The organism is Sphingopyxis italica, from assembly GCF_011926545.1.
Lineage (GTDB): Bacteria > Pseudomonadota > Alphaproteobacteria > Sphingomonadales > Sphingomonadaceae > Sphingopyxis > Sphingopyxis italica.
On the sequence record NZ_JAATIT010000003.1, the window covers coordinates 338,970 to 353,769 of the forward strand.

15 protein-coding genes are annotated in these 14,800 nt (G+C 66.5%); 5 read left to right on the forward strand and 10 right to left on the reverse strand.

The window, feature by feature from the left end:
* Window positions 1–2 precede the first annotated feature (2 nt).
* From nadA to GGR90_RS12890, 7 genes are all read right to left on the reverse strand, one after another.
* A complete protein-coding gene (gene nadA / locus GGR90_RS12860) occupies window positions 3–992 on the reverse strand; it encodes a quinolinate synthase NadA (protein ID WP_167921851.1) in 990 nt (329 codons plus the stop codon).
* Between the two features lie 67 nt (window positions 993–1,059).
* On the reverse strand, window positions 1,060–1,773 hold the full coding sequence (locus tag GGR90_RS12865) for an adenylate cyclase (RefSeq protein ID WP_167921852.1): 714 nt from the start codon (window positions 1,771–1,773) through the stop codon (window positions 1,060–1,062).
* A gap of 64 nt (window positions 1,774–1,837) precedes the next feature.
* Entirely contained in the window at window positions 1,838–2,452 is a 615-nt protein-coding gene (locus GGR90_RS12870) for a DUF4230 domain-containing protein (protein ID WP_167921853.1), read from the reverse strand.
* Window positions 2,449–3,369 (reverse strand): MBL fold metallo-hydrolase, encoded by a 921-nt coding sequence (locus GGR90_RS12875; protein ID WP_167921854.1) that lies wholly within the window; start codon window positions 3,367–3,369, stop codon window positions 2,449–2,451. Before GGR90_RS12875 ends, GGR90_RS12870 begins: the two co-directional genes overlap by 4 nt.
* A gap of 150 nt (window positions 3,370–3,519) precedes the next feature.
* Window positions 3,520–5,196: a M56 family metallopeptidase gene (locus tag GGR90_RS12880; RefSeq protein WP_167921855.1), complete on the reverse strand. Its 1,677-nt coding sequence runs from the start codon at window positions 5,194–5,196 to the stop codon at window positions 3,520–3,522.
* Window positions 5,193–5,561, reverse strand: a complete 369-nt coding sequence (locus GGR90_RS12885) for a BlaI/MecI/CopY family transcriptional regulator (RefSeq protein WP_037555531.1) — start codon at window positions 5,559–5,561, stop codon at window positions 5,193–5,195. Before GGR90_RS12885 ends, GGR90_RS12880 begins: the two co-directional genes overlap by 4 nt.
* A 355-nt stretch (window positions 5,562–5,916) precedes the next feature.
* Window positions 5,917–6,351 carry an RrF2 family transcriptional regulator gene (locus tag GGR90_RS12890; protein WP_167921856.1) on the reverse strand — a complete coding sequence of 145 codons (435 nt, stop codon included), beginning with the start codon at window positions 6,349–6,351 and terminating at the stop codon, window positions 5,917–5,919.
* A 98-nt stretch (window positions 6,352–6,449) separates the two neighbouring features.
* Between GGR90_RS12890 and GGR90_RS12895 the strand changes: the two genes are divergently transcribed.
* Together GGR90_RS12895 and GGR90_RS12900 are read left to right on the forward strand one after the other, a co-directional pair.
* Complete coding sequence (locus tag GGR90_RS12895) at window positions 6,450–6,848, forward strand: globin domain-containing protein (RefSeq protein ID WP_167921857.1); 399 nt, start codon at window positions 6,450–6,452, stop codon at window positions 6,846–6,848.
* Between the two features lie 48 nt (window positions 6,849–6,896).
* Complete coding sequence (locus GGR90_RS12900; protein WP_167921858.1) at window positions 6,897–7,346, forward strand: globin domain-containing protein; 450 nt, start codon at window positions 6,897–6,899, stop codon at window positions 7,344–7,346.
* A gap of 264 nt (window positions 7,347–7,610) precedes the next feature.
* Here GGR90_RS12900 and grxD read toward each other — a convergent pair whose 3' ends face one another.
* Genes grxD through GGR90_RS12915 form a run of 3 tightly spaced genes read right to left on the reverse strand, consistent with a single transcriptional unit; the run spans window position 7,611 to window position 8,563 of the window.
* Window positions 7,611–7,943, reverse strand: a complete 333-nt coding sequence (gene grxD / locus GGR90_RS12905) for a Grx4 family monothiol glutaredoxin (RefSeq protein ID WP_167921859.1) — start codon at window positions 7,941–7,943, stop codon at window positions 7,611–7,613.
* Between the two features lie 49 nt (window positions 7,944–7,992).
* A complete protein-coding gene (locus tag GGR90_RS12910; RefSeq protein WP_167921860.1) occupies window positions 7,993–8,226 on the reverse strand; it encodes a BolA/IbaG family iron-sulfur metabolism protein in 234 nt (77 codons plus the stop codon).
* A gap of 10 nt (window positions 8,227–8,236) precedes the next feature.
* Window positions 8,237–8,563: a DUF1476 domain-containing protein gene (locus tag GGR90_RS12915; protein WP_167921861.1), complete on the reverse strand. Its 327-nt coding sequence runs from the start codon at window positions 8,561–8,563 to the stop codon at window positions 8,237–8,239.
* A gap of 210 nt (window positions 8,564–8,773) precedes the next feature.
* On the opposite strand from GGR90_RS12915, the gene GGR90_RS12920 reads away from it, so the two are divergent.
* Genes GGR90_RS12920 through GGR90_RS12930 form a run of 3 tightly spaced genes read left to right on the forward strand, consistent with a single transcriptional unit; the run spans window position 8,774 to window position 14,697 of the window.
* Window positions 8,774–11,863 (forward strand): CHAT domain-containing protein, encoded by a 3,090-nt coding sequence (locus tag GGR90_RS12920; RefSeq protein ID WP_167921862.1) that lies wholly within the window; start codon window positions 8,774–8,776, stop codon window positions 11,861–11,863.
* A 4-nt stretch (window positions 11,864–11,867) separates the two neighbouring features.
* Window positions 11,868–13,958: an adenylate/guanylate cyclase domain-containing protein gene (locus GGR90_RS12925; protein ID WP_167921863.1), complete on the forward strand. Its 2,091-nt coding sequence runs from the start codon at window positions 11,868–11,870 to the stop codon at window positions 13,956–13,958.
* Window positions 13,945–14,697, forward strand: a complete 753-nt coding sequence (locus tag GGR90_RS12930; protein WP_167921864.1) for a hypothetical protein — start codon at window positions 13,945–13,947, stop codon at window positions 14,695–14,697. The genes GGR90_RS12925 and GGR90_RS12930 overlap by 14 nt, the downstream gene beginning before the upstream one ends.
* Window positions 14,698–14,800 lie beyond the last annotated feature (103 nt).

The following is a 14,800-nucleotide window of genomic DNA, read 5'->3' on the forward strand; positions in this document are numbered from 1 at the left end:
TTTCACGCCCGGCCCAGATCGCCCTTGCCCACCGTCCCCGACGCCATGTCGAGCATCCGGTCGAGGCTTTTGCGCGCGGCGAGGCGAAGCTCTTCGTCCATCTCGATCCTCGGCTGGAGGTCGCGGAGCGCGAGGTAGAGCTTCTCCATCGTGTTGAGCGCCATATAGGGGCAGATGTTGCAGTTGCAGTTGCCGTCGGCGCCGGGAGCGCCGATGAAATTCTTTTCGGGCAGCGCGAGCTCCATCTGGTGAATGATGTGCGGCTCGGTCGCGACGATCAGCGTGTCGCCGGGAAAATTCTTCGCGAACTGCAATATGCCGCTCGTCGAGCCGACATAATCGGCATGGTCGACGATATGCGGCGGGCATTCGGGGTGCGCCGCGACCGGCGCGCCCGGGTGCTGCGCCTTCAGCTTCAGAAGCTCGGTCTCGCTGAACGCCTCGTGGACGATGCACACGCCGGGCCACAGCAGCATCTCGCGGCCGAACTTGCGGTTGAGATAGCCGCCGAGATGGCGGTCGGGGCCGAAGATGATCTTCTGGCTCTCGGGGATCTGGCTGATGATCGTTTCGGCGCTCGACGAGGTGACGATGACGTCGCTGAGCGCCTTCACCGCCGCCGAGCAGTTGATGTAGGTCAGCGCGATATGATCGGGATGCGCTTCGCGGAAGCGCTTGAACTGTTCGGGCGGACAGCTGTCCTCGAGGCTGCATCCCGCGTCCATGTCGGGCAGAACCACGATCTTTTCGGGGCTCAGGATCTTCGCGGTCTCGGCCATGAATTTGACGCCGCAAAAGGCGATGACGTCGGCGTCGGTCTCCGCCGCCTTGCGCGACAGCTCGAGCGAATCGCCGACGAAATCGGCGAGGTCCTGAATTTCGGGCTTCTGGTAATAATGCGCGAGGATGACGGCGTTGCGTTCCTTGCGGAGGCGCTCGATTTCGGCGCGCAGGTCGAGGCCCGAGAGATTCTCGCGGATGGGAGCAGTCATGGCATTTCCTTATATGGCTTAGCCTTGGCGCCCCCCCTACACCGCGACCCGCGACAGGGCAACGCGGTCAACCGCCGGCGAGCCGCTCCGCGAGCGCGATGACGGGAGGCGTCATCGACAAAAGATAGATGGTGAGCCGCACCGCGATGACAACCGCCGCGACCGCTTGCGTCGCCGGATGCACCCTGCCGAGCGTGCGGCGGTCGTAGAGCGCGATGATGCCGACGACGCCGAGCTGCACCAGCCCGACCGGAATGTCCGACCAGCCGATCATCAGAGGCATCGGAAGCAGCCGCCCCAGCGCGGGTTCGAGGATCACGATGGTCGCCCCGATCATCAGCCGCCGGTGCCAGTCGGTCGCGCGGCGCCGCCGGATCGCCCACGCGACCATCGCGCCGAAGACCAGCGACTCGGTCACGGTCAGCGCGAGAAAATAGGGCGGCGTGAAAAAGGGCGGGAAACGGTTCAGTACGAGCGACGCGACGCCGGTAAAGATGCCAAGGCCGGTGATGAAGATCGCCAGCAACCCGCCGATCCGTCCGAGTTGACGGTGCCGCGCCAGATTATCACGCGTCACCAGCGCCGGCTGCGCGATCAGCAGCGCGAGCCACGCGAGCATCGCCACCCCGTGGACATGCACCCAAAAGGGCGCCGCGACCGGATCGACGAAGCCCCGCAGCGCGAATTGCAGGAAACCGAATACGATGAAGACCGCGAGGCCGATCGCCATCCGGTGCCAGAAAAGCTCGGCGCGCGCGGCGCCCCCTGCAGCTGTAGCCATGCCCATTCCCCTGCCCGACCCGGCGGGAGAATAGCGTAGCGGCAAAAGCGCGAAAGCCGGGTTTTTACCCAGTCGATGCGTTGGCGAAGCGCGCGGTCACCTTGGCGTCGATACCCGCGGCCTTCAGCGGCATGGCGAAGCTCTGCTCGATCGCGGTGCGCGCCGCACCTTGCGCGAGGCGCATCGGCGTCGTGCCCTTCGCCTGCTTGATCAGTTCCTCCTGCGCGCGCTTGCGGTTGGCGGCGTCGAGCGTCTTTTCGGCATCGGTCAGCGTCAGCAAAATCTCGCCGTCGCGATATTCGCTGATCGCATCGATGTCGATCTCGGGACCCGCAAGCCGCAGCGGCGGCAGGGTGACGGTCAGCGCGCTGGTCGCCGCGTCCCAGTCGAGGTCCGACTGCTTCAGCTTGCCGAGGTCGAGCTCATAACGGACCGTGCCCGGCATGATCAGCGTTTTTTTCGCGCTGAACCCTAGCCGGCTCTGCGTCGAGGTCACCACCGCGACATAGCGCGCGGTGAAGGGCACGAGGACATTCTGTTCCTGCAATCCCTGGAGGCTAGCGGCGACTACGGTTTCGGGGTCATAGCCGCGCTGCCAGTCCTGCCACGCGCGCCAGCCGAAGAACAGCGCGAGCGCAAGGATCGCGACGAGCGCAGCGCGGAACGGGCCCTTGTTCATGCCACCAGCCTCCAGCTTTCGGCATCGCGCGCGACGCGGCCGCGATTTTCGAGATCGATGAGATGCGCGAGCACCGAGCGGCCGGCGGCGCCCGTCAACCGCGGGTCGAGCCCCTTGTACATTTGTTTCACCATCTCGGGGATGACGCTTGTCCCCTTTTCGAGTTCCCGCAATATCTGCCGCTCGCGCTGCTTGCGATGGCCGAGCATGCCGCGCACCAGTTGCCGCGGCTTGGTCACCGCGGGGCCGTGCGCCGGATAATAGACGCGGTCCTCGCGGTCATAGAGTTTCGACAGGCTCGCCATATAGGCCGCCATGTCGCCATCGGGCGGGCTGACGACGCTGGTCGACCAGGCCATGACATGATCGCCGGTGAACAGCGCCCCCGTCTCGACAAGTGCGAAACAGAGATGGTTCGACGTATGCCCCGGCGTCGCGACCGCCTCGATCGTCCAGCCGTCGCCCGAAATCCGTTCGCCGTCGGCGAGGACGCGGTCGGGCGCATAATCGGGGTCGAACGCCGAATCGGCACGCGGACCGTCGTCGGACAGCGCCAGCGGCGCGCAGCCGATGATCGGCGCGCCCGTCGCTTCCTTGAGCGGCGCGGCGGCGGGCGAATGATCGCGGTGCGTGTGGGTGCAGAGGATCGCGGCGACACGCTGGCCCTCAACGGCGCGCAATATCGCATCGACGTGCCCCACGCCGTTGATGTCGGCGGGATCGCCGATGCTCATGCCCGACCCGGTCGGACCCGGATCGATCACCGCGACGTCGCGGCCCGCCCCGACAATCCACGTCTGGGTGCCGGTGAAGGTGTAGGGCGACGGGTTCGGCGCGAGCACGCGGCGCACGAGCGGCTCGTGCTGCTCGCACTCGCCGGCGCGGATGCTGTCGGGCCAGGGCTTTTCTTCGCTCATGCCCATCATGTGGCATCGCGCGCCGCGAAGGAAAAGGGATAGGCCTCAAAAAGAGGCTGCAAAAAAGGGGGCGACATCGCCGCCCCCTTTCCCCGCCCCTGCGCCGGCCCCACCGGGGAGCGGAGGCCAGCGTCGAAGCCAGTAGTCGGGCTAGTGGCCCGATTTCTCCATATCGGCCATCGCCTTGTCGAGGTCGGCGGCGACCTTGGCGCGCATGTCCTCCGACATCGTCTGGGCCCATTTGCTTTTGGCGAAGGACTCGCGCGTCTTCTTGAGCGCCGACAGGCGAGCCGCCCGGCTCTCTGCCGTGTCGCCGCACGCGAACATATAGACGCTGCTGCGCTTGTCGCCGTCGGCCTCTTCGCGATTGACGACCGGCGCCGCCGGCCTGCCGTCGCCGCATTTGCTGATGACCCGCGTCTTGCCGTCCGTCGTCCAAGCGCCGTGCGCTATCGGGGGGATGGGCGGCATCGGGGGCATTGGCGCCATGACGGTACGGATCCGCTCGCTGCGCTTCGCTTCCAGCCGGTCGGCGATCGCCTCGGCGCGCTTGTGCGAAATGCCCTGTTCCTTGAGCGTCGCGAGCACATCGTCGCGCGACAGGCTGCCGGGGGTGCGGATTTCGATGCGGCGCGCCTGATCCTTGCCGTCGACCCGCGCGGACATCGCCGCGGGCGCCTTCTCATTCGCCGCCTCCTCGCGGATCACGATGCGATGCACGTCGCGCGTCGTGCCCCTATCGTCGGTCGTGACATCGTCGTTGTGCTCGGTGAAAACCATGACATCCGGAGCGTCGGGCGCTTCGGGGGACAGCGGCGCTTCGGGAGGGGCGGGCGGCGCCGGGACATCGGCGGTCTGCGCCTTCGCCATGACGATTCCCGAGGGAACGAGCGTCGCGGTCGCCCCGAGCACCGCCAGCGTCGCGCCGCCGACGAGCAAGCGGCCGGCAAGGCCGCGCTTTTTCGAAATATCCTGCCGCGTCAACATCGTCAGCCTCTCCTGCAGATTGTCGTGCACCGCCATCGGCGCGGCGAGCGACAGGCGCGGGCCCACCGCCGCCTTGACGATCGCGGTGGCGTAGCGGGCGGCGCGGGCGGCGCGCATATTCTGGTCGGCCATCGTCAGCACGCGCGCGTCGCACGCCGCCTCCTGATCGAAACGAAAGGCGCGGATCGCGCGCCACGCGAACGGATTGAACCATTGCGACGCCAGCATCACGAGCGCCGCGGCATTGGCCCACAAATCGCCGTGGCGGTGATGCGCCAGTTCGTGATCGATCGCGAGCGCGCGCTCCTCGGCGACGTAGCGCGCGAAGAAATCATGCGGCACCGCGACAAATCGCCGCCACAGGCCGAATGCGACCGGGCCGTCAATCGCGTCGGTCATCACCAGCCGGATCGAGCCGATCGGCTCGAGCTCGACCGCTTCTTCGAGGACGGCTTGGCGAAAACGGCGATCCGCCACCAGCGCGGCAACCAGCACCGCGATCATCCCGGCAACCCATGCACCGAACGCAAGCGACATCAGGTCAAACGGCCCCCAGGAATAGGACAGCGCCGAAGAGCCCGCGTCCACCGCCTGCGGTCCCACGGTCCAATGAATAACCGTCGTTTCGGGCGATGTCGCAGCCACCTGAGGCGTGACCGGGTCGGCAAGGGGCAGCGGCGGCAGGATGAGGCGCAGCGCCGGGATCAGCCATAGCGAATAGGTCAGCCGCGCGCCGAAATGGCGGGCGAAGGGCTTGCGGATCAGCAGCACCGCGAGGACGAGGAGCGCGGTGGTGAACATCGTGTCGCTCCACGCCTGCATCAGCGTCGCGGCGCTCACGACTTGAGCTTCTTCAAGAGTGCTTCGATCTCGGCGATGTCGGTGTCGGAGAGCGCCTCGCGGTCGGCGAGATGCGCGATCAACGGGCTGACACGGCCGCCGAACAGGCGGTCGACGAAACGCTGCGATTCCTCGCCGACGGCATCGGCGCGCTCGATCGCGGGACTATAGAGATAACGCCGGCCGTCGGCCTCGGCCGTTACCGCGCCTTTCTGGACCAGCCGCGCGAGCAGCGTCTTCACCGTCGCCTGCGTCCAGCCGTTGATCGTGCCGATGCGCCGGGTCAGGTCGGCGGCGGTCTGCGGGGCTTTGTCCCACAGCGCCGACAGAACCTGCATCTCCGACTCGCTTGCTCGTTCTGCCATGCGGACCCCTCCCATTGGCACTGTCGATCTGATGCGACTACAAATGTAGTCAAAGGGCTGAACGCTTGCTGAACGAAGCGGATGTCCATTTGTCCGTCATCTGTCGGAAAATTTGACACACTCGGCCGCAGGTAAGAAATCGCTAACCAGCGTCCCGCTCAAAAATCCGTGAGCACCGCAAACTGGCATGGCATTTGTATAATATCATTTGTTCCCGAGTGTTCCGCTCAACTGGAGCGGTGGGGGGTATCAGTCTGGTCCCTGATGCCCCCTGCCCCCACCCGGGAAAACCCCACTTGCCCCCGATGCGGACGGGGGGCGGAGCGGCCGAACGGCCCCGCCCCCCGGATGCTTTTCAGCTCGAAATTTCGGGAACGCCGAACAGCGCGGCAAAATCGCGTCGCTTTTTCAGCAGATCGTCGAGGCTGTAGCCATCGAGCACCTGCATGAAGGCTGTAAGTGCCTCGGCGAGCGCGCCCGTCAGTCCGCACGCGGGCGCGACGATGCAGCCGCCGCAATCGACGAGCTCGAAGCCCTCCTCGGTATGGCGCACCACCGCGCCGACGTTGATCTCGGCTGCCGGTCGCGCGAGCCGGACGCCGCCGAAGCGGCCGCGCACGCTCTCCAGATAGCCCGCGTTCACCAGATCGTTGACCACCTTCATCAAATGGTTCTGCGATACGCCATAGGCGCGCGAAATTTCCGAGATCGCGCTGAGGCGCGCGTCATCCTGCGCCCCCACATAGAGGAGCACGCGCATCGCATAATCGGTGTAGCGCGTCAGGCGCATCGCAATCCTTCAAATCCGCTTCGACCATATATGTATTTTTGTTGCATGTTTCAAATCACAGCAATACATGCGCATCAAATACATGATTGGAGCGAGTCGTGAACCCCCACGATCACATCGACGAAGCCGCGCTGGAGCACCTGATTCCGGCCTTTTACGCCCGGGTGCGGGCCGACCCCGAAATCGGCCCGCTGTTCAACGAAGCAGTCGAAGACTGGCCCGCGCATCTCGAAAAACTCGTCGCCTTCTGGTCGTCGGTGATGCTGACGACCGGCCGCTACAAGGGCAGCCCGGTGGCCGAGCATCTGAAACACAAGGCGCGCATCACCCCCGCAATGTTCGACCGCTGGCTCGCGCTCTGGACCGCGACGACCGATGAACTGATGGCGCCCGACGCGGCCGCCGCGCTGCAAGCCAAAGCCGCGCGCATCGCCGAAAGCCTGCAACTCGCGCTCTTCTTTCGTCTCGACGACCCCACCGGCCGCCGCGCCGCCTGAACCACCCCACCCTTTTTTATCTCCCCTCCCGAACAGGAATCCAAAAACATGCGCACCGCTTCCGCCCACGCGATGGAAATCGTCAAGGCCACCGCCCCGGCACTCGAAAAGCACGGCCTCGCGATCACCACGGCGATGTACGCCCGGCTGTTCCAAAACGAGGAGATCGCAGCGATGTTCGACCGCGCTGCGCAGACGAGCGGCGAACAGCCGAAGCGCCTCGCAGCGGCGATTCTCGCCTATGCGAAGAATATCGACAGGCTCCAGAACCTCGGTCCGGCGGTCTCGCGCATGGTGAGCCGCCATATCGAAACCGGCGTCCGGCCCGAACATTATCCGCACGTCGCCAACGCCCTGCTCCCCGCGATCCGCGACGTGCTGGGCGAAGAGGTCGCGACCGACGAGGTGCTCGCGGCGTGGGGCGAGGCCTATTGGATGCTCGCCGACATTCTGATTGGCGCGGAGGCGCAGGCATATGAGGATGCCGAGGCGGCCTAACCCCGCTCCGGGGCGGCGGCAACGACCGGAAGCGGTGGGTTGCGGCCATCCTTTTCATCGTCATCCCGGCGAAGGCCGGGATCTCACCCTAACGGTTTTACGCACCGGCGAGATCCCGGCCCCTTCGACTGCCTTGCAGACGCTCAGGACAGGCTTCGCCGGGATGACGAATAAGCCAATATCGTCAATCCACCCCAAAGCCGACAAACAAAACCCGCCGGCACATCAGCGCCGGCGGGTTTTTCAAGCCGCGAATGCACCCCCTTATTCGGCGCGCGTCGGGATGCCGTTCATCAGCGTGTGCAGTTCGCCCGCTTCCCACATCTCCATCATAATGTCGCTGCCGCCGACGAATTCGCCCTTCACATAAAGCTGCGGGATCGTCGGCCAGTCCGAAAATTCCTTGATGCCCTGACGGACTTCCATGTCCTGCAACACATCGACGGTTTCATATTCGACGCCGAGGCGGTCGAGCATCGCGATCGCGCGCGAGGAAAACCCGCACTGGGGAAAGAGCGGCGTGCCCTTCATAAAGAGCAGCACGGGGTTGTCGGCGACCAGCGTGGCGATGCGGTCGTGGGTGGTGGGGTCGGTCATTGTCGGTCTCCGGGCAGGCGCGCCATCGCGCCGGCAAATCATCTAACCCTTATGAGGGGATGGCGGTCGTCAATTGCAAGGCATGAAGTTCACCGCCCATGCGTCCTCCCAAGGCTGCATAGACCGCCTTGTGCCGCGCGACGCGGGTCATCCCCTGAAAGGATGCGCTGACGACGTGCGCCGCATAATGGTCGTTGTCGCCGGCGAGGTCGGTGATCGTCACCTCGGCATCGGGAAAGGCCGCGACGATCATCGCCCGCAGATCGTCCTCGCGCATGCCCATGCCGATCGCCTCAGTTCTGGCTGTCGATGAACTGGCGGCGCGCTTCGACTGCCTTGTCGTTCAGCGCCGCGCGGATTTCGGCGTCGCTGATCTCGACGCTCGCCGCGGTCAGATCGCCCGCGAGCTTGCGGATGACGTCCTCGTCGCCCGCTTCCTCGAAATCGGCCTGCACGACCGCCTTGGCATAGGCGTCGGTTTCCTCGGGGGTCAGCCCCATGCGCTCGGCCGCCCATTCGCCGAGCAGCCGGTTGCGGCGCGCGGTGATCCGGAATTGCACCTCCTGGTCGCGTGCGAATTTCGTCTCGAAAGCCCGTTCCCGATCGTCGAATGCGCTCATCTTGTCCTCGTCCGAATGAATCTCTCTTCGCAGATAGGTGGCCTGTCCCGGCGGCGCAAGCCGCCTGTGCGGCAGATCACTTCCCTTTCGCTTACGAAGGGTTTAGGGTTCATCCCCAAGGGAATGGGTCGTACCGCAGCAATGAAGATTGCGCCTTGCCGACATCGCGTCGGCACGGTGCCTTCGCGCTTGTGTTTGGGGGATTAGGTGATGACCGCTCGACGTTCGCATTTGGCGCCGTTTCTGGCCGCGCTGGCCTTGGCCGCGCCGGGAGCCGCGCTGGCGCAGGGAGGCGACCCGACGCTTCGCGACAGTTTCGCGATCGGCGGCGAGGGCGGCTCGCTGTGCGAGGTGCAGGCCACCGTCCGCGACCGCGTGATCGAGGGCATGTTCGACCGCGCCTGGACGATCATCTGCCGCGATGCCGGCCAGCCCGTGGGAACGGTGCGCGTGTTGCGCGCCGACGCCGACGCGGCGCGCGCGCGGATCGAACGCGCCCGCGCCGGCACGATCGCCTGCGCGGCCGATGGCGCCTGCACGGTCGGCGACAGCAATGTCGCGTGGACGACGCGGATCGAAGCCGATGGCGATACGAGCTATAGCGTCGAAGGCTTTGCCGCCTATGACGACGCGCTCAGGATCGCGCTCGAATCGGTGCGCCAGCGCCGGGTCGCCCCCGGCGTGATCAAGGTCGCGACGATTTCGGTCGGCGACAATGACGGTTTCGCACGCACGCTCGCGGGGTCGATCGATCTCGACAAGGCGCTGGCCGAGGGATATCGCCGCAACCATAGCGGCGATTATGCCGAGGCCGCCGAATTTTTCGAGGCACTGTCGCGCCGCGCGGAGGGCGAACAGGCGGCCGCCGGAATCGATCCCACCGAATTCACGCTGAACCGCGCGCTGCAACGCTCGAACCTCGGCGAATTCGCCGAAGCCGAGCGCCTGTTCGCCGAGGTTGAGGCCATTCCGACCGGCGACCCGGTCCAGCTGCGCCTCCGCCGCAACTTCCGCGCGATCAACGCGCTCAACCAGCGCGATTACGACCGCGCGGCGGCGCTGCTTCAGGCGCCGATCGCGCCGATCGCCACCGGCGTGACGGTCGCGGGCGACGCGGTGACGCTGACCCCCGAAATCGTCGCCGGCGTCAACAGCGGCGACAACGCCCGCGTTATCCGGCAGGCGAACGACCGCGAGCGGCTGACCCCGATCGAGCGCGCGCAGATCATCGACGCGCAGGCGGTCCACCTGCTCGGCACCGTCGAACGGCTCCGCGGCAACGCCGAGGCGGCAAAATCCGCGCAATTGAAGGGGCTCGGCGACGCGCTTGCCGTGCGTCAGGGTCGCGTGACCTCGATCGTTCGCCTGCGGTCACAGATGCTCGGTGAACTCGCATTGGCCGAGGAAGCGGTCGGCGACCTTGGCAGCGCCGACACGCGCTTCACCCAATCGGTCGACCTGCTCGCGGCCGAATATCCCGAAACCACCGCGCTCGCTTCGGCGCGCGCGCGCTATGCGTCCTTCCTCACCCGCCACGCGCAGGACGAGAAGGCGATCGGCATCTATCGCGAGGTCGTCACCGCGCTCGCGAACTCGCAGCGTTCGACCGCGGGAATGGCGAATGTCATGGCGCCCTATTACCGGCTGCTGGCGAACCGCGCGGCGACGAACCCCGCTGCGGTCGGCGAATTCTTCGTCGCCAGCCAGCTTCAGATCCGTCCCGGCGTCGCCGACACGCAGGCGGTGCTGGCGCGCGAATTGTCGAGCGGCAGCGACGACGGCGCGCGGCTGTTCCGCCAGGCGACGACGCTGAACCGCGACATCGAACGCGCACGGATCGAAGCCGCCCGCCTCGCGCAACTCCCCGATTCGCCGGAGGTGGGCGCGCAGCGCGCCGACATCGGGACCCAGCTCGACAATCTGACATTCCAGCAGTCCGAAACGATCATCCAGCTGTCGGCCTTTCCGCAATATCGCGTCGTCGCGTCGGGCAAGCTCGATCTGGCCGAACTGCAGCAGGTTCTGCGCCCCGGCGAAGCCTATCTGAAGATGCTCGTCGTCGGCGAGAGCGTCTATGCGATGCTGATCGAACCAGACGGCGCACAACTCTGGAAATCAGACATCGCCGCGTCGGACCTCGATCAAGCGGTCGATACGATCCGCTCGACGATCTCTATCGTCGAAAATGGCCGCCGCCTCACCTATCCCTTCGATGCCGCGACGTCCTACAAGCTTTACGGCCAGCTTTTCGGCCCGGTCGCAGCGAAGCTCCCGTCGGTGCCGCATCTGATCTTCGAACCCGACGGCGCGATGCTGCGGCTGCCGATCAATCTGCTGATCACCGCCGATACGGGGCTCGCCGATTATGAACGGCGGCTGCTCGACCCCGACGCCGACCCGTTCGACATGCGCCGGATCGCCTGGCTCGGCCGCACGAGCCGCCCGAGCACCGCGGTATCGACACTCGGCTTTCGCAACGCGCGGCAGGCACCGCCCTCGAAGGCGAGCCATCAATATTTCGGGCTCGGCGAGAATCTGCCGGTCGAAGGCCGCTTGCCGTCCACTGGCACCCGCGGCGCGGCGGGCGGCAGCGTCGATGGCGACTGCCTGTGGGACGTCGCGCAATGGGGCCGCCCGATCTCGGCCGACGAACTGGTCACGGCGCGCAATGCCGTGGGCCGCGCGGCCGGGACGCTGCTCACGGGGGGCGCCTTCACCGACACGGCGGTCAAGAACCGCGCCGACCTAGCCGACTATCGCATCATCCATTTCGCGACGCACGGCCTCGTCACCGCACCGAACCCCGCATGCCCCGCGCGCCCCGCGCTCGTCACCTCGTTCGGCGGCGGGGATTCGGACGGCCTCCTGACCTTCCAGGAAATCTTCGACCTCCGGATCGACGCCGATCTCGTCATCCTCTCCGCCTGCGATACCGCCGGCGCGGCGAGCGTCGCGGCGACGCGCGAGGCGGGGCTTTCGGGCGGCGGCAGCGCACTCGACGGGCTGGTGCGCAGCTTCATCGGCGCCGGCGGCCGCTCGGTGATCGCGAGCCACTGGCCCGCGCCCGACGATTTCGACGCGACCCAGCGGCTGATCGGCGGCCTGTTCGCGGCCGACGAAGGGACGAGCATCGCCGATGCGCTGGGCGCCACGCAGATGCGGCTGATGGACGACCAGCAGACCTCGCACCCCTATTATTGGGCGGGCTTCGCGATCATCGGCGACGGCGGCCAGCCGCTGCTCCACAGCGGCGCGGCCACCGCCCGAAGGGGAGAGGCTGCCGGCCGCGCCGCCCGCTGATCCGATGAACGCGCCCGAAACCATCATCCCCGCCGAGCCCCCGCCCGCGCAGGACAGCCAGCGCACCGCGGTGCCGCTTGGCAAGCGCGTGCGCCGGCTGGTCATGCAGCTCGGTCCGTCGCGGATGGCGGCGACGATCGTCTTCCTGCTCGCCGCGATCCTGATCGCCCGGTTCAGCTGGCAGCTGCCGCTGATCAACGCCGCCGAACGTGCGCTTTACGACGCGCGCGCGACGTTGATGGCGCCCAAGGCCGAACAGGACAGCCGCATCACCCTCGTCACCTATAATGACGAGACGCTGTTCAACACCGGCATCCGCTCGCCGCTCGACCGGACCTTGCTCGCGAACGCGCTCGGCAATCTCGACCAGATGGGCGCGAAGGCGATCGGCATCGATATCGCGTTCGATTCGCCGCGCCCCGACGACGATGTGCTGAAGGCGCAGCTCCGCGCGATGCGGACGCCGACCTGGCTCGCCTATGCCGAACAGGCGAGCAACCCGAACACCATCTTCTATGAGCAGCAGAAATTCCTCGAAGCCTTCATCGCCGATGTCGCGACCGCGAAGACCAGGCCGACGAGCGTGCTCTTCCGCACCGACGACGACGATGTGATCCGCGAATGGCCCTATCGGCCAAAGCATCTGCCGCCGTTGATGGCGAATGCGTTGGCGCCGGTCGATCCGGCCTATGCCGATTTTCAGGGCGGCATCCGCTTCCTCGTCCCCGCGCGCGCCGCGGCGGGGCAGGAGGAACCGGTGTTCGCCAACATCCCGATCGACACCTTTGCGATACCGATGGATGACCAGATGCGCGCCGCTTTCGCCGAGCTGGTCAAGGGCCGCTATGTGCTGATCGGCGGCGACATCATCGACAATGATCAATTCAACACGCCGCTCAGCCGCTTTCCCGACGCGATCACCGGCCAGCATGAAACGATGATCGGGCTCGAGGTTCACGCGCATATGCTCGCGCAGCAACTCGACAACGCCTGGCCGCGCCCGATTCCGGGGCCGGCGCTCTGGACGCTCGCGGTGTTGATCGTCGCCGCGGGCGGGCTCACCAGCCTGATCGACCTGCGCGCGCGCTGGGTCGCACTCGCTTTCCTCGGACAAATGGCCTTCTTCATCGCCTTTCCCTTCTGGTTGCAGGCACGCGGCATCGACACGACGACGCTGCCGACCTTCGGCTGGGCGGTGGGCTGGCTGTTCGGCTATGCCGCGGTCGGCACCGCGGCGCGCACGGTCGGGTCGCGCCAGCGCGCCTTCGCGCAATCGGCGCTCGGCAAATATCTGCCCGCCGACGTCGCGGCGCAGATTTTGCGCGACCCCGACCAGCTCTCGCTGCACGGCGAGCGGCGCAACATCTTCTGCGTCTTCACCGACCTCGAAGGCTTCACCAAATTGAGCCACGCGGTGACCCCGGAGACCGTCGCGCGGCTGCTCAACGAATATCTCGACCGCCTCTCCGACATCGTGCTCGACCATGGCGGGACGATCGACAAGTTCGTCGGCGACGCCGTCGTCGCCTTCTGGGGCGCGCCGCTCAGCCGCCCCGACGATGGCGAGCGGGCGGCCGCCGCGGCGCTCGCGATGTATGAAGCGGGCGAGACATTCCGCATCGACCTCGCCGCCGAGGACGTGCCGCCGATCGGGATGACGCGCGTCGGCCTGCATGTCGGCGACGCGATCGTCGGCAATTTCGGCGGCGAAGGGCGCATCCAATATACCGCGCTCGGCGACAGCATGAACACCGCCTCGCGGCTCGAGGCGGCGAACAAGAGCCTGAAGACCGGCGTGCTGATCTCGGCCGAAGCCGCCGCGCGCTCGGGCCGCGACGACCTCGTTCCGATGGGCCGCGTCACGCTGCGCGGGCGCGCACAGCCGGTCGACCTTTTCACCCCGCGCCCCGATCTTGTCCCGGAACGGCGCGCCCGGATCGCCGCGCTTGTCGCGGCGCACGCGGCGGGCGATAAAAATGCCCATGTGACCGCCGCCACAGCATTGGCCGCGGAATTCGCCCAGGACGCATCCATCCTGTTCCTGATCGAACGCCTGAACCAGACCAAAGAGGGAGAAAGCTATGTCCTTTCCTGACTTCCGGATGCGCCGTTTCGGCCTGACCGCCGCAGCCGCCGTCGCCGCCATGACCATGGTCACCGCCGCCGCGGCGCAATCGATGGTCGTCCGCTCGACCGGGCCGTCGGCGGCCAAATATCCGACCGGCGCGCGGCTCAAGTCCAGCGACAAGCTGACCCTCGTCGCGGGCGACCGGATCGTGCTGATGCAATCGGGCAAGACGCGCACCCTGTCCGGGCCCGGCACCTTCGGCGCCACCAGCACGGTGCAGGCGAGCCAGTCGCTCGGCGGCAATGTCTCGCGGATGCTCGCCAAGGGGCCGACGATGCGGTCGCGCGGCGGATTTTCGCGCGGCCCCGACGAACCGACCCCCGCCGAGCTTCGCGCGCCCAATCTCTGGCTGCTCGACTATCGCGAGGGCGGGACCTTTTGCGTCCTCGATCCGGCGGTGCTGATGCTGTGGCGCCCCAATATGCAGGGCGATACCGCGCTCGAGATCGAAAGCGGCGGCAAGAAGACGACCGTCGCGATCGTCGATGGCGCCAATTTCCGCAAATGGCCGACCGACATCCTGCCGGTGCAATATGGCGCCGGCTATCGCCTCTCGGGCGGCGGGCTCGCGCAGCCGGTGACGGTGCGTTTCACCGCCGTGGAAAATGCCCCCGATACGATCGAGGCTTCGGTCGATATGCTGATGGCCAAGGGCTGCACATCGCAGCTCAATCGCCTGGTCGATACGATGTCGGAAGCGGGTTGAGTGAACGGATGGAGAGCGATTGAACGCGCCCTATCCATCTGATATATTCCCGGGAAATACCGCCTGTCGCGTGGCGGAACCTTCCTTGGGTCGAAATTTGTCT